This window comes from Bombilactobacillus bombi (genome assembly GCF_003522965.1).
Taxonomy (GTDB): domain Bacteria; phylum Bacillota; class Bacilli; order Lactobacillales; family Lactobacillaceae; genus Bombilactobacillus; species Bombilactobacillus bombi.
The window spans coordinates 1,511,559-1,532,363 of the sequence record NZ_CP031513.1 but is presented as its reverse complement, the minus strand read 5'-3'; the positions used below and the strand labels follow the sequence as shown (position 1 = coordinate 1,532,363).

Annotated in this window: 16 protein-coding genes; 12 read left to right on the top strand and 4 right to left on the bottom strand. The window is 33.6% G+C overall.

What is annotated here, in order from left to right:
* The first annotated feature begins 72 nt into the window (after positions 1–72).
* The 9 genes from DS830_RS07425 (at position 73) to DS830_RS07385 (ending at position 10,511) form a co-directional block, all read left to right on the top strand.
* Positions 73–2,112, top strand: coding sequence for a DHH family phosphoesterase (locus tag DS830_RS07425; protein ID WP_118908851.1), 2,040 nt, complete (start codon positions 73–75; stop codon positions 2,110–2,112).
* A gap of 11 nt (positions 2,113–2,123) precedes the next feature.
* Positions 2,124–2,576 (top strand): 50S ribosomal protein L9, encoded by a 453-nt coding sequence (gene rplI / locus DS830_RS07420; RefSeq protein ID WP_118900148.1) that lies wholly within the window; start codon positions 2,124–2,126, stop codon positions 2,574–2,576.
* Between the two features lie 128 nt (positions 2,577–2,704).
* Positions 2,705–4,450: a LytS/YhcK type 5TM receptor domain-containing protein gene (locus DS830_RS07415; protein ID WP_118900432.1), complete on the top strand. Its 1,746-nt coding sequence runs from the start codon at positions 2,705–2,707 to the stop codon at positions 4,448–4,450.
* A complete protein-coding gene (locus DS830_RS07410; RefSeq protein ID WP_118908850.1) occupies positions 4,447–5,175 on the top strand; it encodes a LytTR family transcriptional regulator DNA-binding domain-containing protein in 729 nt (242 codons plus the stop codon). The genes DS830_RS07415 and DS830_RS07410 overlap by 4 nt, the downstream gene beginning before the upstream one ends.
* A gap of 133 nt (positions 5,176–5,308) precedes the next feature.
* Positions 5,309–5,737 carry a CidA/LrgA family protein gene (locus DS830_RS07405; RefSeq protein WP_118908849.1) on the top strand — a complete coding sequence of 143 codons (429 nt, stop codon included), beginning with the start codon at positions 5,309–5,311 and terminating at the stop codon, positions 5,735–5,737.
* A gap of 2 nt (positions 5,738–5,739) precedes the next feature.
* The gene (locus DS830_RS07400) at positions 5,740–6,465 is read left to right on the top strand and encodes an LrgB family protein (RefSeq protein WP_118908848.1); all 726 of its coding nucleotides are present in this window, start codon (positions 5,740–5,742) and stop codon (positions 6,463–6,465) included.
* 176 nt (positions 6,466–6,641) lie between these two features.
* Complete coding sequence (dnaB, locus tag DS830_RS07395; protein ID WP_118908847.1) at positions 6,642–8,015, top strand: replicative DNA helicase; 1,374 nt, start codon at positions 6,642–6,644, stop codon at positions 8,013–8,015.
* The gene (locus DS830_RS07390; protein WP_118908846.1) at positions 8,012–9,160 is read left to right on the top strand and encodes a hypothetical protein; all 1,149 of its coding nucleotides are present in this window, start codon (positions 8,012–8,014) and stop codon (positions 9,158–9,160) included. The genes dnaB and DS830_RS07390 overlap by 4 nt, the downstream gene beginning before the upstream one ends.
* Positions 9,161–9,227: 67 nt before the next feature.
* Positions 9,228–10,511 (top strand): adenylosuccinate synthase, encoded by a 1,284-nt coding sequence (locus DS830_RS07385; RefSeq protein ID WP_118908845.1) that lies wholly within the window; start codon positions 9,228–9,230, stop codon positions 10,509–10,511.
* Between the two features lie 82 nt (positions 10,512–10,593).
* On the opposite strand, the gene DS830_RS07380 is transcribed toward DS830_RS07385, so the two are convergent.
* Complete coding sequence (locus DS830_RS07380) at positions 10,594–11,511, bottom strand: hypothetical protein (RefSeq protein WP_118908844.1); 918 nt, start codon at positions 11,509–11,511, stop codon at positions 10,594–10,596.
* Between the two features lie 199 nt (positions 11,512–11,710).
* Between DS830_RS07380 and DS830_RS07375 the strand changes: the two genes are divergently transcribed.
* The gene (locus DS830_RS07375; RefSeq protein ID WP_205526780.1) at positions 11,711–12,985 is read left to right on the top strand and encodes a hypothetical protein; all 1,275 of its coding nucleotides are present in this window, start codon (positions 11,711–11,713) and stop codon (positions 12,983–12,985) included.
* Between the two features lie 53 nt (positions 12,986–13,038).
* Positions 13,039–15,675 carry a transglycosylase domain-containing protein gene (locus tag DS830_RS07370; protein ID WP_240366797.1) on the top strand — a complete coding sequence of 879 codons (2,637 nt, stop codon included), beginning with the start codon at positions 13,039–13,041 and terminating at the stop codon, positions 15,673–15,675.
* Between the two features lie 82 nt (positions 15,676–15,757).
* Here DS830_RS07370 and DS830_RS07365 read toward each other — a convergent pair whose 3' ends face one another.
* Positions 15,758–17,185, bottom strand: a complete 1,428-nt coding sequence (locus tag DS830_RS07365; RefSeq protein ID WP_118908842.1) for an amino acid permease — start codon at positions 17,183–17,185, stop codon at positions 15,758–15,760.
* A gap of 76 nt (positions 17,186–17,261) precedes the next feature.
* Here DS830_RS07365 and DS830_RS07360 point away from each other — a divergent pair, with 76 nt between their 5' ends.
* Positions 17,262–17,669: a GtrA family protein gene (locus DS830_RS07360; protein ID WP_118900163.1), complete on the top strand. Its 408-nt coding sequence runs from the start codon at positions 17,262–17,264 to the stop codon at positions 17,667–17,669.
* Positions 17,670–19,570: 1,901 nt separating this feature from the next.
* On the opposite strand, the gene DS830_RS07355 is transcribed toward DS830_RS07360, so the two are convergent.
* Entirely contained in the window at positions 19,571–20,236 is a 666-nt protein-coding gene (locus tag DS830_RS07355; protein WP_118908841.1) for a C40 family peptidase, read from the bottom strand.
* Between the two features lie 224 nt (positions 20,237–20,460).
* Positions 20,461–20,805, bottom strand: coding sequence for a hypothetical protein (locus DS830_RS07350; RefSeq protein ID WP_118908840.1), 345 nt, complete (start codon positions 20,803–20,805; stop codon positions 20,461–20,463).

Here is a 20,805-nt window from a genome sequence, read left to right as displayed (position 1 = left end):
GCTTTTTTGATTTAAGCGCAGTCTTAATAATTATGTTAAAATAAAGTCATGTTCCGTTTAAAAGAGGAGAATATGGATAAAGATAAAATGGCTAAAAAAAGTCTTTTAGCACTTAATTGGCCGTTAAAAATAAGTCTAATAGTGATTTTGATTTTAGCAATTAGCTTGGTTATTGTGGGCTTTTTTGTTAACCCGATTTTAGCCTTTTTAGAAGCAATTATTCTGGCATTTATTTTAAGTATAGGTATTTATGCATTTATCAGCTTAATTAAACAAACTACTAAATATCTTGATGATTTATCGTTTCGCGAAGACCGTGGTGAACAAGAAGCTTTAATCAATATTCCTTTAGGAATGTTACTTTATAGTGATAATAAGGAACACACAGTTCAATGGATTAATCCCAAATTACAAAATTATTTTGGTAAAAAAGATATTATTGGCAATCCATTGGCCAAGGTTGATTCACAACTAGAACAACTGATTAAACAAGATGCTGAACATCCAACTAATATTAACTTAATTAAAATTGGAAAATCGCGTTTTAAAGCTACCGTCCAAACAGATTTACGAGTTATCTACTTACTAGATGTGACAACATACGAAAATATTCAAAAGCACTATGAAGAAGAAAAAATTGCGATCGGACAAATCTTCTTAGATAATTATGATGAAGTAACACAATCTATGGAAGATCGCGACCAATCTAATTTAACTAATTATGTTACTAACCAATTGACCGATTGGGCTAAAAGTAATTCAATGTTTATTAAGCGCGTTAGTGAAGATCAATTTATTGTAATAGCTTATGCTCGCTCATTGGCGGCAGTTGAGCAAGATAATTTTGCTATTCTTGATAAAATTCGGCGGGATACTTCTAAGCAAAATTATCCATTAACTTTAAGTGTTGGTTTTGCTTATGGCCGCTCGGATTTAGGAGAATTAGCTCGTGATGCCCAAAAAAATCTGGATTTGGCTTTAGGTCGTGGTGGCGATCAAGTAGTGGTCAAAAAGGCCGATGAAAAAGCTCGCTTTTATGGTGGAAATACTAATCCAATGGAAAAACGAACACGAGTACGGGCCCGAATGATTAGTCAAGCCTTACGCGACTTGTTTAATCAAACCGCTGATATTTATGTAATGGGGCATGCTCAGCCTGATATGGATGTTTTAGGAGCTTGTTTGGGCATTCATCGGATAGCACAGATGAATGACAAAAAGTGCCATATTGTGGTTGATCGAAATAATAACCATACAGATATTGAGCGTTTGTTAAAATTAATTGATGACGATGCAGATTTGAAGGCAGATTTAATTTCACCAGCTGCTGCCATAGAACAGGCAAATAGTGATAGCATGCTGATTATGGTTGATACTTCAAAACCTTCAATTTCAATGAGTACTAAGTTATGTCAAAAATTAGCTGATCATCTAGTGGTAATTGATCATCATCGTCGTGGAGAAGAATTTCCGCCTAATCCGCTGTTAGTCTACATTGAACCTTATGCTTCCTCAGCCTGTGAATTAATTACAGAAATGGTTGAATACCAGCCTCAAACTCGTGCGTCATTAAGTAAATTAGAAGCAACAGCCATGCTAGCTGGTATTTCTGTAGATACACGCTCATTTACTTTACGTTCAGGAACTAGAACTTTTGATGCCGCTAGTTACTTACGCTCAGTAGGCGCTGATGGAACTTTGGTGCAAAATCTTTTGAAAGAAAATGTTGATTCTTATATTCAAAAAAGTCATTTAATTGATACGATTACGATGATTACTTCTGATATAGCTTTATGTGCTGGTCAAGATGACCAGGTCTATGATTCAGTTATTGCAGCCCAAGCAGCCGATACATTATTGTCACTAAACAACATTGAAGCTGCCTTCGTAATTACTAAGCGCAATGACGGCAAAATTGCTATTTCTGCCCGTAGTTTAGGTAAAATTAATGTTCAGGTAATTATGGAAGAAATGGGTGGCGGGGGTCACTTGTCTAATGCTGCGACACAATTAGCGGAAACAACAATTGCGGATGCCAAACAACAATTGATTGCAATTGTCCAACAAAAAGTAGAAAATAAGAGTACCAAAAAAACTAATAATAATTCTTAGGAGGCCATTTTATGCGAGTAATTTTTACCCAAGATGTACGTGGCCGTGGTAAACGCGGTGAAGTTAAAGAAGTAGCTGATGGATATGCCCAAAATTTTCTAATTAAAAATGGCAAAGCAAAAAAAGCTACTCCTGCAGCCATGAAGGCATTGAATGCCCAAAAGGCTGCTGATCAGCGAGAAAAAGATGAAGAATATGCAAGTGCTGAAATGATTAAGTCTTTTTTGGAAAAAGATGAAACTGTGGTCGAATTACATTCTAAAGCAGGAAATGATAGCCGCTTATTTGGCTCAATTCCTAGTAAGCAAATCGCGCAAGCCTTAGCAGATCAATATCAAATTGATATTGATAAACGTAAAATTGTTTTGCCAGAACCCATTAAGTCTTTGGGATATACGAATGTACCTGTGAAATTATATCCGGGAGTAGAAGCAAAAATTCGTGTTCACGTTAGTGAAAAATAATAATTATTAATAAATATCTACTAATCTTCTTAAATTATTCGAAATCAAATTATTTTTCGATAGTTTTTAGGAAGATTTTTTGTTTTAATTAACAGCGAGAAATCTTGATATTAAGAAAGGAAAAGCAAGTGTTTAATTTATTAATTCTCTTGGCTGAACGTTTAGGATTCATCTTGATTTTAGCTTTTTTACTTGTAAATACGAGCTTTTTTCGAAATCTAATTAAAAGTCGTAAACTAAAATCACAAATATGGTTAGCCTTAATTTTTTCTATTTTTGTGATTATTTCTAATTTAACTGGAGTGGAAATTACTAATTCTAGAGAAGTAGTAATGCCGACTATCATTACTAATTTGTCGCAATCATATTCAATTGCAAATACTAGAACTTTAGTTATTACTACTGCAAGTTTAACTGCTGGACCTTGGGTAGGCGTCTTTGTGGGTTTAGTAGGCGGAGTACATCGGTTTATTTTTAGTAATTTTTCGGATTCTTTTTACATAGTTAGTTCAGTTTTAATTGGATTTTTGGTGGGCAAAATTGGAGATCGTGTTAAGGGAAATCAACTTTATCCATCTAATATCTGGGTTGCTATCTTAGGTTTGAGTGCCGAATTTGTTCAAATGGCTTTTATTTGCATTTTCCGAGGATTTGGTTTGGTAAAATTAGTTATTGTTCCTATGACTTTTTTAAATACAGTGGGCTCTTGCTTATTTATTGAAATTTTAAAAACATACCTATCTAATGAACGACAGTTGCGAGCAGTTCAAACTAAAGATGTATTGGAATTAACAAATAAAACTTTGCCATATTTTCGGAAGGGATTAGATTTAGATTCTGCACGTCATGTGTGTGAAATTATTAAAAAATATACCAATTTTGATGCTGTAGGTCTTACTGATAAAGTGAACGTCTTAGCTCATGTCGGAGCAGGTGCTGATCATCATATAGCTAATGAACCAGTATTAACGGATCTTTCAAAGACGGTTATTTTAACTGGTAAGAAGCAAATAGCATATACGAAGTCCGAAATTGGCTGTCCACATGACCATTGCCCATTGGCTGCAGCAATTGTAATTCCTTTACAAGTTAATCAAGAAACTATAGGTGCTTTAAAAGTCTATTTTACTGATTCTGATAAGTTAACCGTAGTTGAAGAAAATTTAGTTGATGGCTTAGGAACAATTTTTTCTGGACAATTAGCAATTGGTATTGCAGAAGAACAAACTTCGCTAATTAATGAGGCTGAAATTAAGGCCTTACAAGTTCAAATTAGTCCACATTTCTTTTTTAATGCTTTAAATACCATTGCAGCACTAATGAGAGTTAGTCAAGACAAAGCTCGCGAAGCTGTGGTTCAACTGAGTGTTTTTTTTAGATCTAGTTTGCAAAATGGTCAAGAAAAAGAAGTAACATTAGAACAAGAAAAAAAGCATATTGATGCTTATATGAATTTAGAGAATTTGCGTTTTCCTGATCGCTTTCAGCTCAAATATCAAATTGAAGTTTCTCAAGAAGTGTTAATTCCAGCTTTTTGTCTGCAAATATTTGTTGAAAATGCTGTTCGCCATGCTTTTAAAGGGCAAAAAAAGAATAATTTGATTGTCGTTAAAATAGTTCCATACAACCAAGATTATTTTAAAATTCAAGTTCAAGATAATGGACAAGGTATTAATCCGCAAATTTTACCGCAAATTTTGGAAAAACCAATTCAACAAACACGTGGTACGGGTACGGCATTATATAATCTTAATCGGCGTTTAAATGGACTTTATGGCAGTATTAGTCAAATTAAGATTACTACTAAACCAACAGGAACATGTTTTACAATATTAATACCTTGGCAACATAAAAAGGGGGAATCACCATCATGAAAATTTTAATTATTGATGATGAACAATTGGCACGTACGGAATTAGCCTATTTAATTAACCAAAGTTCTTGTTTTAATAATGAGCAAGTGAACATTTTTCAAAGTGAGGATATTAATCATGGGTTAGGAATTCTGATAAAAGAACAAATTGATATTATTTTTTTAGATATCTCACTGAATGGTGAAAATGGTTTTGAATTAGCTCAACAATTGCATCAATTGTCGTATTCACCGTTAATTATTTTTGCAACTGCCTATGATGAATTCGCAGCTAAGGCTTTTAATGTAGATGCGATTGATTATGTGTTAAAACCATTTGAACCAAAAAGAATTGACCAAGCTCTTTTTAAGGCAATCAAAGCGTTAAATAAACGGTCAGATATTACTACAGAATCTTTAACAAATTTATTAACTATTGAATTACAAGATCGAAATGTTGTAATTAAACAAGATAGTCTAATTTCAGCTACAGTTAATGATGGTATTTTGACAATTATAACGAAGACAGAGCAGTATCAAACTAAAAATACACTCAGTTGGATTAAGAAACGCTTGACAGGAACTAAATTTGTGCAAGTACATCGTAAATCTTTGGTTAATTTAGAAGCAGTTAAAGAAGTTCAACCGTGGTTTAACCATACAATAATTTTAATAATGACTAATGGTGATAAAGTTCAAGTCGGGCGTTCGTATCAAAAGAAGGTCAAACAACTTCTTGGCGTATAAATTTAAAGTATTTAGGTTAGCAACCGTTGCAGTTGAGGGACAAAAAAGTGTAATTAAGACTCACAACTGCCGCAGATTGTCTTTCTAATGTTATGATATAGACGGTTAATGTAGTTTGAGGGAGGCACAATTAATGGAAAAATCAAATGAAAACAAAAAGTCTGCGCCATTGTTAATTCAAATGCTAATTTATGCGGCAATTTTATTTGTGGCACAGTTTATTTCAGATTCAATGCCAAAATCTTTTCCTTTACCAACTGCTGTAATTGGATTAGTGCTCTTATATTTATTACTTACTTTTAAAGTAATTAAAGTTGAATGGGTAGATTCATTTGGAGCAGCAATGATTGGACTAATCGGATTTTTATTTGTTCCATCAGGTATTTCTTTAGCTGGGAATTTAAAAATTATGCAGGCGGAAGGTGTGCAATTAGTGATTGTTATTTTGATTGCAACAGTCATTTTATTAGTTGTAACAGCTTATACGACGCGTTTTTTCAACTGGATAAAAATTAAATTAACACACCAAGATGTTAGTTCTACTGCTAAGGGAGGAAAATAACTATGCATTATTTAGCTAATCCATTATTTGGGGTATTTTTATCATTAGTAGTCTATGAAATTGGTGAGTATTTATTTAAGAAAACTAAGGGGTTCTTTTTAACACAACCTTTATTTGTAGCAATGGTTTTGGGAATTATAATCTTAGTAATCATGGCTAAAGTGTTTAATGTTTCAACTGCTGAAATGTATACTAAGGCTTATAAACCAGGTGGTGATCTAATTTTTTGGTTTTTAAATCCAGCAACTATTGCGTTTGCGGTACCTTTATATAAACGTAATGATGTTTTTAAGAAGAATTGGGTTATTATTGTATGCAGTTTGTTAGTTGGTACCTTTATTTCTTTATTTGCAATTACTGGTATTGCTAAATTAATTGGTTTAAGCAAAGTCGGAGTAGCTTCAATGCTTAGCCAATCTGCTACAACAGCAATTGCATTACCACTCTCAACAGCAGTTGGAGGAAATCCTGCAGTCACTGCCATGGCTTGTATTTTGAATGCGGTTATTATTTATGCTCTAGGTAAGCCATTAGTTAAGTGGTTTCGTCTAGAATCAGATCCTGTAGGTGAAGGACTAGGATTAGGAACTGCTGGACATACAGTTGGTTCTGCCTTTGCTTTGAAGTTAGGCTCAGTTCAAGGAGCAATGGCAGCAGTTTCTGTGGTTTTAATCGGGGTAATTGATAATGTGGCTGTACCGATTTTCGCACGGTTGCTGGGCTTATAAATTTTAATTAGATTATATATATTCCAGCTAGACTTTTTAGTCTAACTGGTTTTTTATTACTCCAATTTTATAAAAATAAATATATTTGTGGCAATAACTTAATCATTTCATTCTGTTAACTAGCATTTAGGTTCTATGTTAGAATTAACCATAGTAAAAATTGGGAGATTTAGCTAATGAATAATGAACTGATTCAAAGAATACCACCTAATAACAAAGAGGCAGAACAATCAGTTTTAGGCTCAATTTTATTGCGTCCAGAAGCTATCATTGAAGCTATGGAATATGTAACTGAGGAGTCCTTTTATCAACATGCTCATCAGTTGATTTTTGCTGCAATGGTGGAATTAAATGAAAATGATCAAGGAATTGATGTTGTAACTGTAAAAAATATTCTTGATGATAAAAATCAATTAGATGATATTGGTGGTGTGAGTTATTTAGCAGAATTAGCTAGCGTAGTTCCCACAGCTGCCAATGTAATGTATTATGCAAAAATTGTAGCTGATAAAGCCTTATTACGTCGTTTAATTGCCACCGCAACAGATATTGTTGCTCAAGGGTATGAAGATCAAGATGCTGATGTTACCAACATCTTAGATGAAGCTGAGCGGCGAATTATGAATGTAGGTGAAGAACAGGCCAGTGGTGGTTTTAAAAAAATTGGCGATGTTTTAAATACTACTATTGAAAATATTGATCAACGCGCCCAAGAAGATTCTCAAGTAACGGGACTATCTACTGGATATTCGGAATTAGATAAAGTAACAGCTGGTTTACATGAAGATGAATTGATAATATTAGCTGCTCGTCCTGGAGTAGGAAAAACAGCCTTTGCCTTAAATGTTGCTGAAAATGTCGCCGTGCATACACCAACAACAGTTGCAATTTTTAGCTTAGAAATGGGTGCAGAACAGTTGGCTAGCCGGTTATTGTGTGCCCAAGGCAGCATTGACGCTAATAATTTACGGACTGGTAATTTAAATGACGAAGAATGGCAAAATTTAATTGTTGCTACGGGTATTTTGTCGAGAACATCAATGTATATTGATGATACTCCGGGAGTCAAAATGGCAGAAATCCGGGCAAAATGCCGGCGTCTAGCTAAAGAAACAGGGAATTTAGGTCTTATAATAGTTGATTATTTACAATTAATCGAAGGTACTGGGCAAGAAAACCGGCAGCAGGAAGTTTCCGTAATATCGCGACAATTAAAAAAGTTAGCCAAGGAATTACATGTTCCCGTTATTGCCTTATCGCAATTATCGCGTGGAGTAGAGCAACGTCAAGATAAACGACCGATGCTTTCTGATATTCGCGAATCTGGCTCAATTGAACAAGATGCTGATGTTGTTGCTTTTTTATATCGTGATGATTATTACAATGATGGTAATGAAGATGAAGATGAAACAGAAGATACCAATGCAGGTGAAGTGGAAGTAATTGTTGGTAAGAATCGATCGGGACCTCGAGGAACGGTCAAATTATTATTTGTGAAGTCTTACAACAAATTTGCTGCTATTTCACCATTGACGGAAGGGCAGTCATGAGTAAATATAAACAATTACAGCACTCTTATCAGCAACAACAGTTAATTGATGTTGTTATGCGTCCCACTAAAGATATTTATACGGGTACTATTTGTCAACTGAATTCCAGATATCTTTTGATGCGTGTTTATAATGATTATGGTTTATTGAATGGTTATGTTCTAATTGCAATTAGAGCAATTGCTTTTGTGAGCGATCATGGAGCAGATTTAGAGCGAATTAAGCAACGGATTAAAATTGCACAAAGCAAAGAATTATTTGCTTCGCAAAAATTAACAGTGCCACCATTTTCCGCAGATCATCTATTAACTACTGTATTGAAATATCTTATTGATCAGCAACTGATTGTTTTAATTATTGGGGCTACTAACTACCAATACCAACAGGCAAAAATTCAGGCGTTAAATAAGCAACAGGTGAAAATAGCAACAGTTGATTTTTTTGATTTTGCGTATAATAATCAGCCCATTGCTTTTATGAAAAATCAATTTGATGCGATTGAATTTGGGGGCCAAGAATTAAATCAAGCAACAAAATTTTTTTTACAGCCGCATAAACATCAATTACCTATTATGGTTAAAGCTAATTTGCATTTAATTCCATTATTAAAAAGTTTAAAAGATACAGAAACTTTGATAATGGTTTATATAAATACCTCAAATAACAATTTTTATGTTGGTAAAATTATTAATATAACTAATCAAGAAATGGTTTTGTCATTAGTTGATCAAGATGGATATTTTGGTGGTTATGCTTTGATTCGTCTGAGTGAAGTGAGTTTTGTTTCAACGCAGACTGATTATTTACGGATAATTGCCACTTATCGTACGTGGCATCAACAAGATCAAACATTTGTTCAGCCGGTCTTGGATGATAAAATGCAGTTTGATAATCAAAATCTCTGGCAATCAGTGTTTCAACAGGCTACATTACAAAAATTAATGTTGCGAGTTCAATTTCGGCAACTAAATACGGATTTTCTCGCTTACGGACTACAAGCCAAAGAAAAGAGTGTTAAATTAGCTGTGTTTGATGATTTGCAACGGCAGACCACACAAATTCAAGAATTTAAATATGATGATTTTGCGCGAATAACCTTTGGATATTTAAACTCATATTTTACAAAAGCCGAATTAATCAATTAAATGTTGCATAAATGTTCAGTATTGGTAAACTTAAAGGGTAAGATTAATTTAAAGAGGATGATGAAAAATGACTGGTGTAGTAGTTGTAGGAATGCAGTGGGGTGACGAAGGTAAAGGAAAAATCACTGACTTTTTAAGCCGTAAAGCGCAGATTGTAGCCCGGTATCAAGGGGGAGACAATGCGGGACATACTGTGGAAGTTGATGATAAGGCTTACAAAATGCGGTTGGTACCCTCAGGAATTTTGAATGCAGATCGTATTGCAATGATTGGCAATGGAGTGGTAGTTAATCCTAAATCCTTAGTAGCAGAAATGGCAACTTTACAGGATCAAGGTGTTAGCTTCGCTAATTTTAAAATTTCTAATCGGGCACAAGTGATTTTACCTTATCATATTAAATTAGATGGACTTCAAGAACAAAGTAAGGGTGCTAATAAAATAGGTACCACTAATCGTGGTATTGGACCAGCCTATATGGATAAAGTGGCACGTGTCGGTATTCGGATGGCTGATTTAATTGAAAAAGATACCTTTGCTGCTAAATTAAAAGCAAATTTAGCTGTTAAGAATCGTGAATTTACTAAATTATATGATAGTGAACCTTTACAATTTGAAGAAATTTTCACTGAATATTATCAATATGGTCAACAGTTACGTCCTTATGTTTGTGATACTTCTAAATTATTGAACGAAGAATTAAATTCAGGAGCAAAGGTTTTATTTGAAGGTGCACAAGGAATTATGTTGGATATTGATCACGGTACATATCCTTTTGTCACTTCTTCTAATCCTGTTGGCGGCTACACTGCTGGCTTGGGTGTGGGACCAACTCAGATTCATCGTATTGTTGGCGTAGCTAAGGCTTATACTTCACGTGTAGGAGCTGGACCATTTCCAACAGAATTAACTGATGCTACTGGTGATTTTATTCGTGATGCAGGACATGAATATGGCGTTGTAACCAAACGTCCTCGGCGAATTGGCTGGCTGGATGCAGTCGTTTTACAACATGCTCAACGAGTTGCAGGCATAACTGATATTGCACTGAATAGTATTGATGTTTTAAGCGGACTACAGGAAGTTAAAATTTGTACAGGCTATAAATTGCCTGATGGTCAGATTATTAATGAATATCCGGCTAGTTTGAATATTTTAGACCAATGTCAGCCAGTATATGTTACAATGCCCGGTTGGCAGCAACCGTTACGAGGAATAACAGATATGGATGCTTGGCCACAAGAAGCACGTAATTATTTAGCAAAAATCAAAGAATTAACAGGTTTAGATTTTGTGAGTGTGTCTGTAGGACCAAATCGGGATGAAACGATTGTGTTAAAAAATATCTGGTAAGTAGAGATTTTAAAATTTAAAAAAGCTGAGACAGAAATTTGTCTCAGCTTTTTAGATATTCCATAATTTTTAATTGAGTAAGCTATTTAATATCAGCTACTGTATGCTTGCCAGTTTGAAAACCAGTAAAATTTCCTTGATTGCGATTATAAATGAGTGTGTAATAATGCTTAGTTTCCTTGTTAATTTGGGTAATAAAGAATTTTGTTTCACGTGGAACATCGGAAATTTCGTAACCTGTAATAGCACTGTTTTTATAATTAGCATCAGAATTAAGTGCATATTGCTGTAACGCAGAGCCACTATTTTTTAAACCAATATTTTTGCCTAGTTGACTATATTGATGTGATGAAGCATTAGGCTGATTAGCAACATCTGAATTGGTGAGAGTACTATTAATAGTATCAATGAAATTGGGCGCTTTGGTAATTCCTGAGACCCCTAAAGTATTGGTAAAACCAATAAATTTAGGTGGTTTAGTATTAGTTGTCGTTTTTAGATAGTGACTTTTTACTGATCGATGGTTACGAAAATATACCCGATAGCGATAACTACGAATTTGAGTTGTATCATCATAACAATTAATACTAAGAACAGTATATTGGCCTGTTCGATCCTGGCCCAATAACAACGGCGTAATACTACTAATATAACGATGCGGTTTTTGTTTAATTCGTTTTTGCAATTTTTTGGTTTGCGTAGGCGATAACCAACTGAATTTTTGTTGATGACGATTAAATGAGTTAATTAAATTATCAATTTCAGTCAAGTCTTCTTGGTATTTTTGGTTGTCAATTTCATTAAGAGCAATGGCATGCGGATGGATACTTTTATTGATTTTATTTGGATTGACTAACAAATTAAAGGGAATTGTTTGAGCTGTCAGCCAATTGGAAGTAGCTTTCAGCAAAGGCTTTCGATTATAATAAATGGTAAATAAAGAAATACAGACAATCAAAATTGTACTCAAGAAGATGATGCGTTTTTTAGTTTTTTTCAAATTGAGACCTCAATAATATTTAATTTGAATAATCTGATAGTTATCTTAGAAAAGAATTTTGATACTTAAAGTAGTATAAGCTAAAATCAACTATAGTACTACGCTAAGATAAAAGAGATTTATGGTTTTTGTAACAATATTATTTTATACTATATCTCAATTCGTGGGGCTCATAGCAACAAAATTATTCTGAGAAAGATTGGCTTTTATGAAGGCTCTTAAAAAGAAATTTAAACTGGTTCGACGTGTGTGCCAGACAATTCTTGTTATTGGTGTTACAACTTTTGTATTGCTGTTGTGTGGCGGTGGTGTGGATGTATCAGCTCAAAGTACCTTGCTTCATCAATATCAAACTCGTCAACAGCAAGCACTAATAACCCATGTAGATACCAAAAAAATTCAGCTTTTTAATAAGTTAATAAAAGCTGATGTTTGCGGATTAGTTTTTAGTCCACAAACCAAACAAGATTTACAAAAAATTATGCGATTATTTAATAATCGCCAACAGAATCAACACCAAATTGCTAGTTATTTTGATGGCAATTATTACGCTAATACAGTAACTAAAAAGCGCTTGGACCGTACAGATCAAAATTTATTAAAAGAAAAGAATCAAACGGTTTACCAACGGCAAAAAAATCGTTTGGATACTATTCGTATTTGGTTTGATCAAACGCAAGATGCTAATCAATTTTTGAAAAAGACGACAGAGGCCTTCAAAGTAAATCATGATCAGCTAGATTTAACGCAAGTGTCACAGGCTAATGCTTATTATAAATTAATAAAAAATCGGCGGTGGCAACGTTATTGGAAACCACAAATTAATGAAATTTTAGCATATTTTAAAAATTCGCAAGCTAATCGAGATAAAAACCAATTACAACAAGAAAAAGATCAACTAGTAGCTCTTAAAAATGCCCCATTAACTCAAAGTTATCAACCAGCACACGTGACGATTGTTGATAATGTGCAAGTGGCTGATGATGCTAATAAAGCCTTACAAGCTGCAGGAATCACAGCTAATGAGGTTTTGTATTTATCTCAAAGTGATCAGACTTTATCACTTTTGCGGCGAAGTAATGGCCGTTATCGCACGTCTGGTCCGCTCATTCGTATTATAGCCAATAATACAAATAGTGGCTTATATCGAATTCGTGAAGTTATTACTAACCCGGCTGATACAGCTGGAGTAGTTACGGATCGGACTCAGCCAACTTTTGGTCGTTACTATTCAGATGCTACAGTCGTCGATTCAACTACTAATTCCGTCAGCGATTATAATCATGCTCAGCCGACTTTTTGGTTAAAAAATAATCCAGCATTACAAATGTCAATCATGTTCGGTAATAGTCGAACTATTGGATTTATTTATAGTGGTAGTTCAGCTTTGAATAACGGAATTGTAGTTGAGAATTCCGATTTAATTACGTTAACAAATTTAATTAATAGTGGTACTACTCTATACATTAACTAAAATTATATTGGTTTTTATTAAGCAATATTTTGACCAGACTAAGGAGAAGATTTGTGCAACAAAGATGGCAACGCTGGGTTAGTAATTTTAAAACACATCCGATAAGAAAAAGTTTGAAATATTGTTTGTTAATTTTTTTAGTGTTAATTATTGTCTTGATAATAGTATTTTGTCATAAGTATTTAGGCGAAGTTCAAAAAGACATTACTGACGGTTATGTAATTAGTAGTGACGTCAACGAAAAAAATTTTCATCCGAAACAACCCACCGTTATTAAAGATAATGCCAATAACGTTATGAAAACTTTAACTCATAGTCAAGCCGACTATGTACCTTATCAGCAAATTAATCCTATGCTGCGCAAAGGAATAGTTGCGGTGGAAGATCGACGTTATTATCAACATCACGGCGTGGATTTAACAGGAGTTGTACGTGCATTAACCTTATCAGTGTTTCATCGACAGGTCCAGGGTGGATCAACATTAACCCAGCAATTAGTAAAAAATATTATATTAAAAGATCAATCGCAGAGTTTTGACCGTAAAATTAAAGAAATGGTGATTGCTCAACAAATTGAACAAAAATTTTCTAAGCAAAAAATATTAGAGTTCTATTTAAATAATGTTTATTTAGGTCATGGTTGCTACGGCATGGGCAGTGCAGCCCAGTATTATTTTTCTAAAAATCAAAACCAACTTAATCCTGGACAAGCTGCGCTCTTGATTGGGATTCCCAATAATCAGGTACTTTATGATCCCGTCGTTCATCCCACAGCAGCCAAAAATCGCCGTAACACAGTTTTATATTCTTGGTATCAACAAGGATTACTGTCTAAATCCCAGTTCAATCATTATTCACATCCAAATATTAAACTGCAAATTCATAATTTTACCTATGATAATGATGTATCGCAAGATTATGCTTTGAATTATGCGGTAGATAATGCTGTTAAGCAATTAATGACAGCCCACGGATTTGAAATGAAATATTTGTTTAATAGTGATCAAGAAAAAAATGAATATCGGAGTCGTTATTCACAAGTTTATGATAAATATTATGGGGAATTGTTAAATGGTGGTTTTATCATCAAAACTACTATTAACCAAGATTTGCAGCAGCAATTATTAAAAATTGTACAACAGCAATATGCAAGCTATAACCAGCGTGATGCTGAAGGTAAGTTAGAACCACAAGTTGCTAGTACAATTATTGATAATCAAACTGGTAATGTACTGGCTATTATCGGTGGCCGCACTACACAAGACGATCAATTAAATCGTGCCATTAGTGCTTATCGTCAACCTGGTTCCACAGCTAAGCCAATCATTGCTTATGCACCAGCTTTTGAACGCGGATATGCACCCCAAAGTCGAGTAATTGATGGTCCAGTTGGTAATGTTCAAAACTGGTATAGTGGTTATCGCGGTTCAGTCACTTTGCGCCAGGCTTTAGCCGATTCCATTAACACGGTAGCTTTTAAATTGGCTTTGTCTGACAAAGATAAATCTTTTTATCAACTTTTAGGAAAAATGCAATTTCAAGGCCTTTATCCGGCAGATAATAATCCTATTTTAGCAGTTGGGGGCTTTACTAAAGGTGTAACCACTACGGAAATGGCTTCGGCCTATAGTTCATTTGCGCGCAATGGTAAATTTGTAGCTCCAAGTAATTTGAAAAGTATTGAAGATACAGTTAATAATCGAACTATATATCAAAATACACACACCAAAGTTCCTATCTATAATTCTAGTGCTAGTTATATGATAATTAATGCTATGCAGAGTGTGGTAACTAATGGTTTGGGCAAAAATGCTGCTTTGCATAATTATTCTTACGTTGCTGGTAAAACTGGGACGACTGACTTTAATCATGATGGCTACTTCGTGGGTATGACGCCACGCTTTACAATTGCTAATTGGACTGGATATGACCATCAGCAGCCATTAACTGAAGACCAATTACATTTGCCTATCCAAACTTTTCGAGCCGAAGGTGAGTTTTTAGTAGACTATTTAAAAGTGCCTAATACTGACTTCAAAGTACCTAATACAGTACGACGCGTTGGTGATAGTCTATATGTACGGCAAGAAGCAGTTCAAAAAAGTGTCGCGCAAATAATCACAGAAAATTATTTAGCATTTAATAGTGCTGAAATTAATGCTAATAAGAATCGCTTGAATAATTTGGATTATCGATTGATCTATCATTTGACTAAAAAGCAAGAACAAGAGCGTGAACAAGTTGTTAAGCGAGCCATTGAAAAGTACCAGCAGGTACCCTTTAATGAATTAGGACAATATAATCAAAAAGTTGCGCAATTACAAAAAATTCGTTATAAAAATGAAAATGTGAAACGGATGACGGCCAAGGCCGAGTTTAATCGAACGATTATGGACTTGCAGCGGGATTTGAATTTGAAACAAGCACAGTTGCAAGCACAAAAGGAAAATAATCGTTTAGCTAATTTTGAAGCTGAAAAGAGTCAAATAGAAGCTGAGCGAGAGGCTAAACGCAAGGCGAATATTGATCGCTTAATGAAGCAGTATCAACCCTTATTAGACAAGGTTAAAACTGCCTATCAGAATGATACAGCTGATAAAGAGCAATTAAAGCAACAATTAGAAAGACTAATTAATGAGATTCGCAGTTATGGCGGCAATGTTCCTGATCCTGTAATTGAAGTAAATTAAGCACTAAAAAAGACGTGTCTAAAGTGAATTTTCCCAGGTTTAATCTGGAGAAGTTATTACACTTTATAGACACGTCTTTTTGTTACTCTGTAGTTCTTCGAGCAATTATTGGGAGGATAATACCCAAAGCAATTAAAGCAAAGGGTGTGATGATATTTAAGGCTAATTGGAACCACCAGCTAGTAGGATTAGCTGCATAGGATAATTTAGGCACCATACCTAAAATGCAAGCAAAAGCAGTAAAGACAAAACACCATAAACCCATGATAAAGCCCAGAGTTTGGTTTTTAATAAAAAGATAATCACTTTGAAATTTGTGGAGTTTACGACTTAGTAACATATAAGCAACGAAAACCCATAAATAACGCAAAGGCATCACAATAGAATTCAAATTTAATAACCATTTATATAAATCATTCATTCCGTTAATTCCCAATGCAGGAACAATAATGAGGATGGAAACTAAAATTCCAGTCAAAAGATAGCCATAAATGGGAATATTACGCTGATTTTTTTGGCTTAATTTTGCGGGAATATAGCGGCTATCAGCATCATTAAGAAGAATTTGTAAGGGAGCATCGATAGAAACTGCTAAAGCGGCTGCTGAAGCTAATATGTTAGCCAAAGCAAATAACCACATGAAAAAATTACCGACATGAAAATATTGACCCAGAAGTTGGAACGCATAATAGGCACCATTAGCCATCAAATCAGAGGGAATATGATGCGCATTAAAGATAATTCCCATTGAAAAAGAACCTAAAATAGCAGAAACTGCTACCATAATTGCTAAAGTAATCATACCTTTAGGAAATTCTTTACTAGGATTTTTAGTTTGATTCACATATGGCGATATTTTTTCAGCACCACCGACAGCAAAAACTAACATAGAAATCGTCGTAAAGTAGTTAAAATCAAACTTCGGCATGTAGGTTGATAATTGGTTCATATGGGCAGTTTGTATGGTCATTTTGGTCATGAAAGGGGCAGCTATACCTAAAATAATAAAGAGAATTGACATAGAAAACATGGCTACCCCGGCAATACTACCGATACGGCTTAATGTTGTCAAACCGCGTGAAGCTAACCACAAAAATATTAAGAAAATAACCAAACTTAAAGCTTGAACTAAAAAGACAGGTGCCTGATTGACAAAATTACCATTACCAGTAAACAACCAGCTAAAACCAACCATAATAATTTGTGGCTTTTGAGCTAAATAAGGCACATGAACTACCCAATAAGTCCACGCAGCCAGATAGGCAAACTTGCTATTAGTTAATTCTTTAATCCAAGAGGATACTCCCCCACCATCAGTTTTAAAAGTGGCGCCTAATTGTCCCACCATTAAGGTATAGGGAATAAAGTAAAGTAGCATTATGAGGATCCACGAGACTACCACCATCATGCCTTGATTGGCAAAGTTATTGACGACGTTAGATAGCCCCCAGACTGTTGTAAAGGCAACTAGAGCAATATTGAACCACCGCAATTGTTTTTTATTTTCCATAGTAACTCCTTGTCTAAATATAGTAAGATAGGTATATTGATAAGGGCAAACGCCTATTAATTATACAGGAGTTAATATGAAGAATCTAATTAAAAAATATTGGGATGTTATTTCTTATTTAATCTTTGGGGGCTTAACAACTTTAATTAATTTACTAGTATTTTATGAATTATATACTTGGCACCACATTTTAGGATATCAAGTAGCTAATGTCATTGCCTGGTTGTTGTCAGTGATCTTTGCATACTTAACAAATAAACAATTCGTCTTTAATTCCCACCAATCATCTAAAAAAGCCGTTCTAAAAGAATTAGAGTCCTTCTTTTTCTTTCGCTTTTTAAGTTTAATCATAGATATGGGTATTTTAAAGGTTGGAATAGGCATAATGCAGGCTAATAGCCTCATTGTTAAATTACTAGATAATATCATTGTCGTAATAGCCAATTATGTCTTCAGTAAGGTATTTATCTTTAAAGAGAAATAAACCGACAGATAGATTATTATAAAAATAATCACATAAAGAGATTAATAATAAATACATAAAAATATCACATTTGCTAGCTCAAATAAGTGTATTAGACATCTGTTTACAAAAGCAAAAAATATATTCTTAAAATATTTCCCGGGAAATATTTTAAGAATAGAATAAAAATAATTTATTTTTCGCTGCCAAGTCATACTAAACTTACAAGTATATTATCAAGAAAGATAAACACAATCATTAATAATGAGATGATGGGTTGCTTAATGTGCACGATAAAACCCAAACTATATTTATGATAAAATTTCAAAACAATCAGTCATGTAAATACTAATCAACTTAAACAAAATAATTATTATCCTCAATCCCTATAGTGTTGTAGAAATAATTTTTATTTTTTGGAAAGCTAAACAGGAGATAAAAATGTTTTAATGCATTAACAAAATTAATTTATTTTGACTAATTATATGATAAGTCATTTTGATAATTATTTAATAAATAATAATCTAATAGTGTTGTTGATGCTATGGAAAATATCTTATATTTATTAAAGGAAGTCTCAATTTAATTTTTTAAATAGATTTAAAAGTATTCCGTTTTAAAATACAGTTATGATATTAGTATGATAATAAAAAAATCAAAGAATATAAAAAATGTAGTCCAGTATCTGTAATAAATGTTAGATATCGAACTGTAATCTACTTTTAAGTTATGATAATTTTTAATTATTTGATTGCTGATCTTAGAGGCTTTTACTAACATGATAGACTTTTTGGAATAAATACTTATTTAAAATTACACTAAAATTATAAAAGATTAAAAAATACTTGCAATTCTCATTTAAAAGGATAAAATACAAGACAAGTATTCGAGAGTAGCACTCAATACTTGTGCGAAGGACTATTTTAGGTGACATTGAACCTCTCCTATTTCCTTTAAAATTAAATAATAAAGGTCCTTCTGCTTGTTAATGTGTCAATCTACAATTAAGATTGACACATTTTTAATTTAATTTTAATAATTAAGATAGAATTAACTATAATGCTGAAAAATGATTCATAGAGCCCGAATTTTAGTTTTTAGAAGTCGCCATATAATTTATAACAACTCATTATTAAACGTCTCTAGAGGTAAGTAAATGCGTATTATAGGTGTTAATACGTTGATTGCCTATCGAATAGTTGAAGGCTAATTTAGTAGCATAGTAAACAAGCAGTGATTTTGGTGAGTCTTCAGAGATTTTACACATAGTATGTAATCATATTCGAGTAATATATAGTGTTAATAAATTAAGTTTTATAAGCTGATATCACAAAGAGGCTTGTCAAAATCATCAATAGCCAATTTTAAAAAGTTGGTATTGATGATTTTAATATTGGTAAAAAAGCAGCCCCAATCGCTAATTTTGTGCAAATAATCACTAATAGAAAATAACAATAACTATAAAATAAAAGTGACTCACTTAATGTGTAGCTAACATTGAATATGCAATTATGAATTGGCAGCTGATTTGCAAAAAAATATCAAGCTATTAAAACGTACCATTATATTATGATGTATAAAACTATTATAATTAATTTTAGATGACCATCTATTTATCTTTGGAAAATATAATTTTTATTTCAATTATTATTAAAATATTTCCCGGGAAATATAAGTAGAAAATTGTTTATTTTTAAAAATGTCAGGCCAGTTCAATCAATTAAATATTAAATAAATTATTAAAATGTTACTTGCATTGCTAGAGGTTTTTTTAAATATAATTATGTAGTTCATAATAGTAAAAAAGAAATTTGCTGATATTAACTTGGATAGAACCTTCCCAGTTGTATATTATAAACACGCATTAAATTATTTGGATATTTAAAAAACCTAAGACAAAAGAGTCTTAGGTTTTTGAGTTTTTAGTAGAAGACACGTCCAACTTTAGCAACAATATTTCTTTGACTATTGGTAATAGGGCGAACAGCAACAGAATTTGGCCACGAATCAAGAACTTCGTTATTGCCAAGGTAGATTCCTACATGCCAAATACTACCATCATAAGGACTTTGATAGAAGATTAAATCTCCGCGTAATCTTTGTGAGTAGGCAACACTATGGACATAGGGACTACTGTAAAGTCGTTGGCAATTCCATTCATTTCCCGGTTGGGCATGTTGAATGTTACTTGTCGGTTGCGGATCAATACCAGATGCGTATAAAGCTTGTGTAACTAAGCCAGAACAATCAACACCATAAGCAGGAGAGGATGCGGCTCCCGAAATCCAAGGTTTTCCTAAATATTCTTTAGCTTGAGCAATCATGGCTTCTATGTGGTCATTGCGAGTACTATTTATGTTAGTTCTTAATGGTGCAACGTAATTATCAATATCGTACCAATCCTTGCCGCTGAATCCCATATGTGTCCAGGTATTATAATCGACAATTCCGGTTGCTGGTAATCCATGATTGGCTTGCCAATTACGCACACGAGAAATTACATTGCTGTCATAGATAGTATGAGCATTAGAAAGACCAAAGAATTGTCTGACTTTGTAGACCTTAATGCCTTCAACGCCATTGTACAAATCATATCCAGCTTTTTGTTGCTGGCTGATTTGAGTATTATGGATTGGATACCAACCATCTGGATTAGTATATTTTGGTGTCGCTACATCATCACTATTAATCCAGGTATTATTGGCTACCTGATACCAGGTTTTGCCTTTTGCATTATCAGTATAGCTATATTGCCAAGCACTATTAGGAGCTAATTTATTAGCTGTTGCTTGATATTGATTATTAATATAACTTATTCAATGGCGCCGTTATTTCCTGCCCAAACTACGCCTTTAGCAGCTTGTCCATGCTGGAAATTGACGTCTTCTTCTTTAACAAATTCATGGGTTGATACTTGATAAAAGTTGCCCACGTTGGGGATTTGGATATAATCTCCGCTTCTCCAAGGGGTATTGGCTAGTAAAACTCGATCGGAAATAAGATTGCCATCATCATCATATAAGTGTGCTAATCTAACTGTTGTAACAATACCTGGTTTTGGAGTTACAGTTTTTGCTTGAGTATTATTAGAATTGAAAGCTAAACTACTAAAAAGACTAGCTCCAATTACAATACTGGAAAATAATTTTTTATTCAT

Bases quoted from the DNA above. Each gene is read 5' to 3' on its own strand.
- DS830_RS07360 (WP_118900163.1), top strand. From the start codon at position 17,262: ATGAAGAATCTAATTAAAAAATATTGGGATGTTATTTCTTATTTAATC.
- dnaB (WP_118908847.1), top strand. From the start codon at position 6,642: ATGAATAATGAACTGATTCAAAGAATACCACCTAATAACAAAGAGGCA.
- DS830_RS07390 (WP_118908846.1), top strand. From the start codon at position 8,012: ATGAGTAAATATAAACAATTACAGCACTCTTATCAGCAACAACAGTTA.
- DS830_RS07350 (WP_118908840.1), bottom strand. From the start codon at position 20,805: ATGAATAAAAAATTATTTTCCAGTATTGTAATTGGAGCTAGTCTTTTT.
- DS830_RS07405 (WP_118908849.1), top strand. From the start codon at position 5,309: ATGGAAAAATCAAATGAAAACAAAAAGTCTGCGCCATTGTTAATTCAA.
- rplI (WP_118900148.1), top strand. From the start codon at position 2,124: ATGCGAGTAATTTTTACCCAAGATGTACGTGGCCGTGGTAAACGCGGT.
- DS830_RS07385 (WP_118908845.1), top strand. From the start codon at position 9,228: ATGACTGGTGTAGTAGTTGTAGGAATGCAGTGGGGTGACGAAGGTAAA.
- DS830_RS07365 (WP_118908842.1), bottom strand. From the start codon at position 17,185: ATGGAAAATAAAAAACAATTGCGGTGGTTCAATATTGCTCTAGTTGCC.
- DS830_RS07425 (WP_118908851.1), top strand. From the start codon at position 73: ATGGATAAAGATAAAATGGCTAAAAAAAGTCTTTTAGCACTTAATTGG.
- DS830_RS07400 (WP_118908848.1), top strand. From the start codon at position 5,740: ATGCATTATTTAGCTAATCCATTATTTGGGGTATTTTTATCATTAGTA.
- DS830_RS07410 (WP_118908850.1), top strand. From the start codon at position 4,447: ATGAAAATTTTAATTATTGATGATGAACAATTGGCACGTACGGAATTA.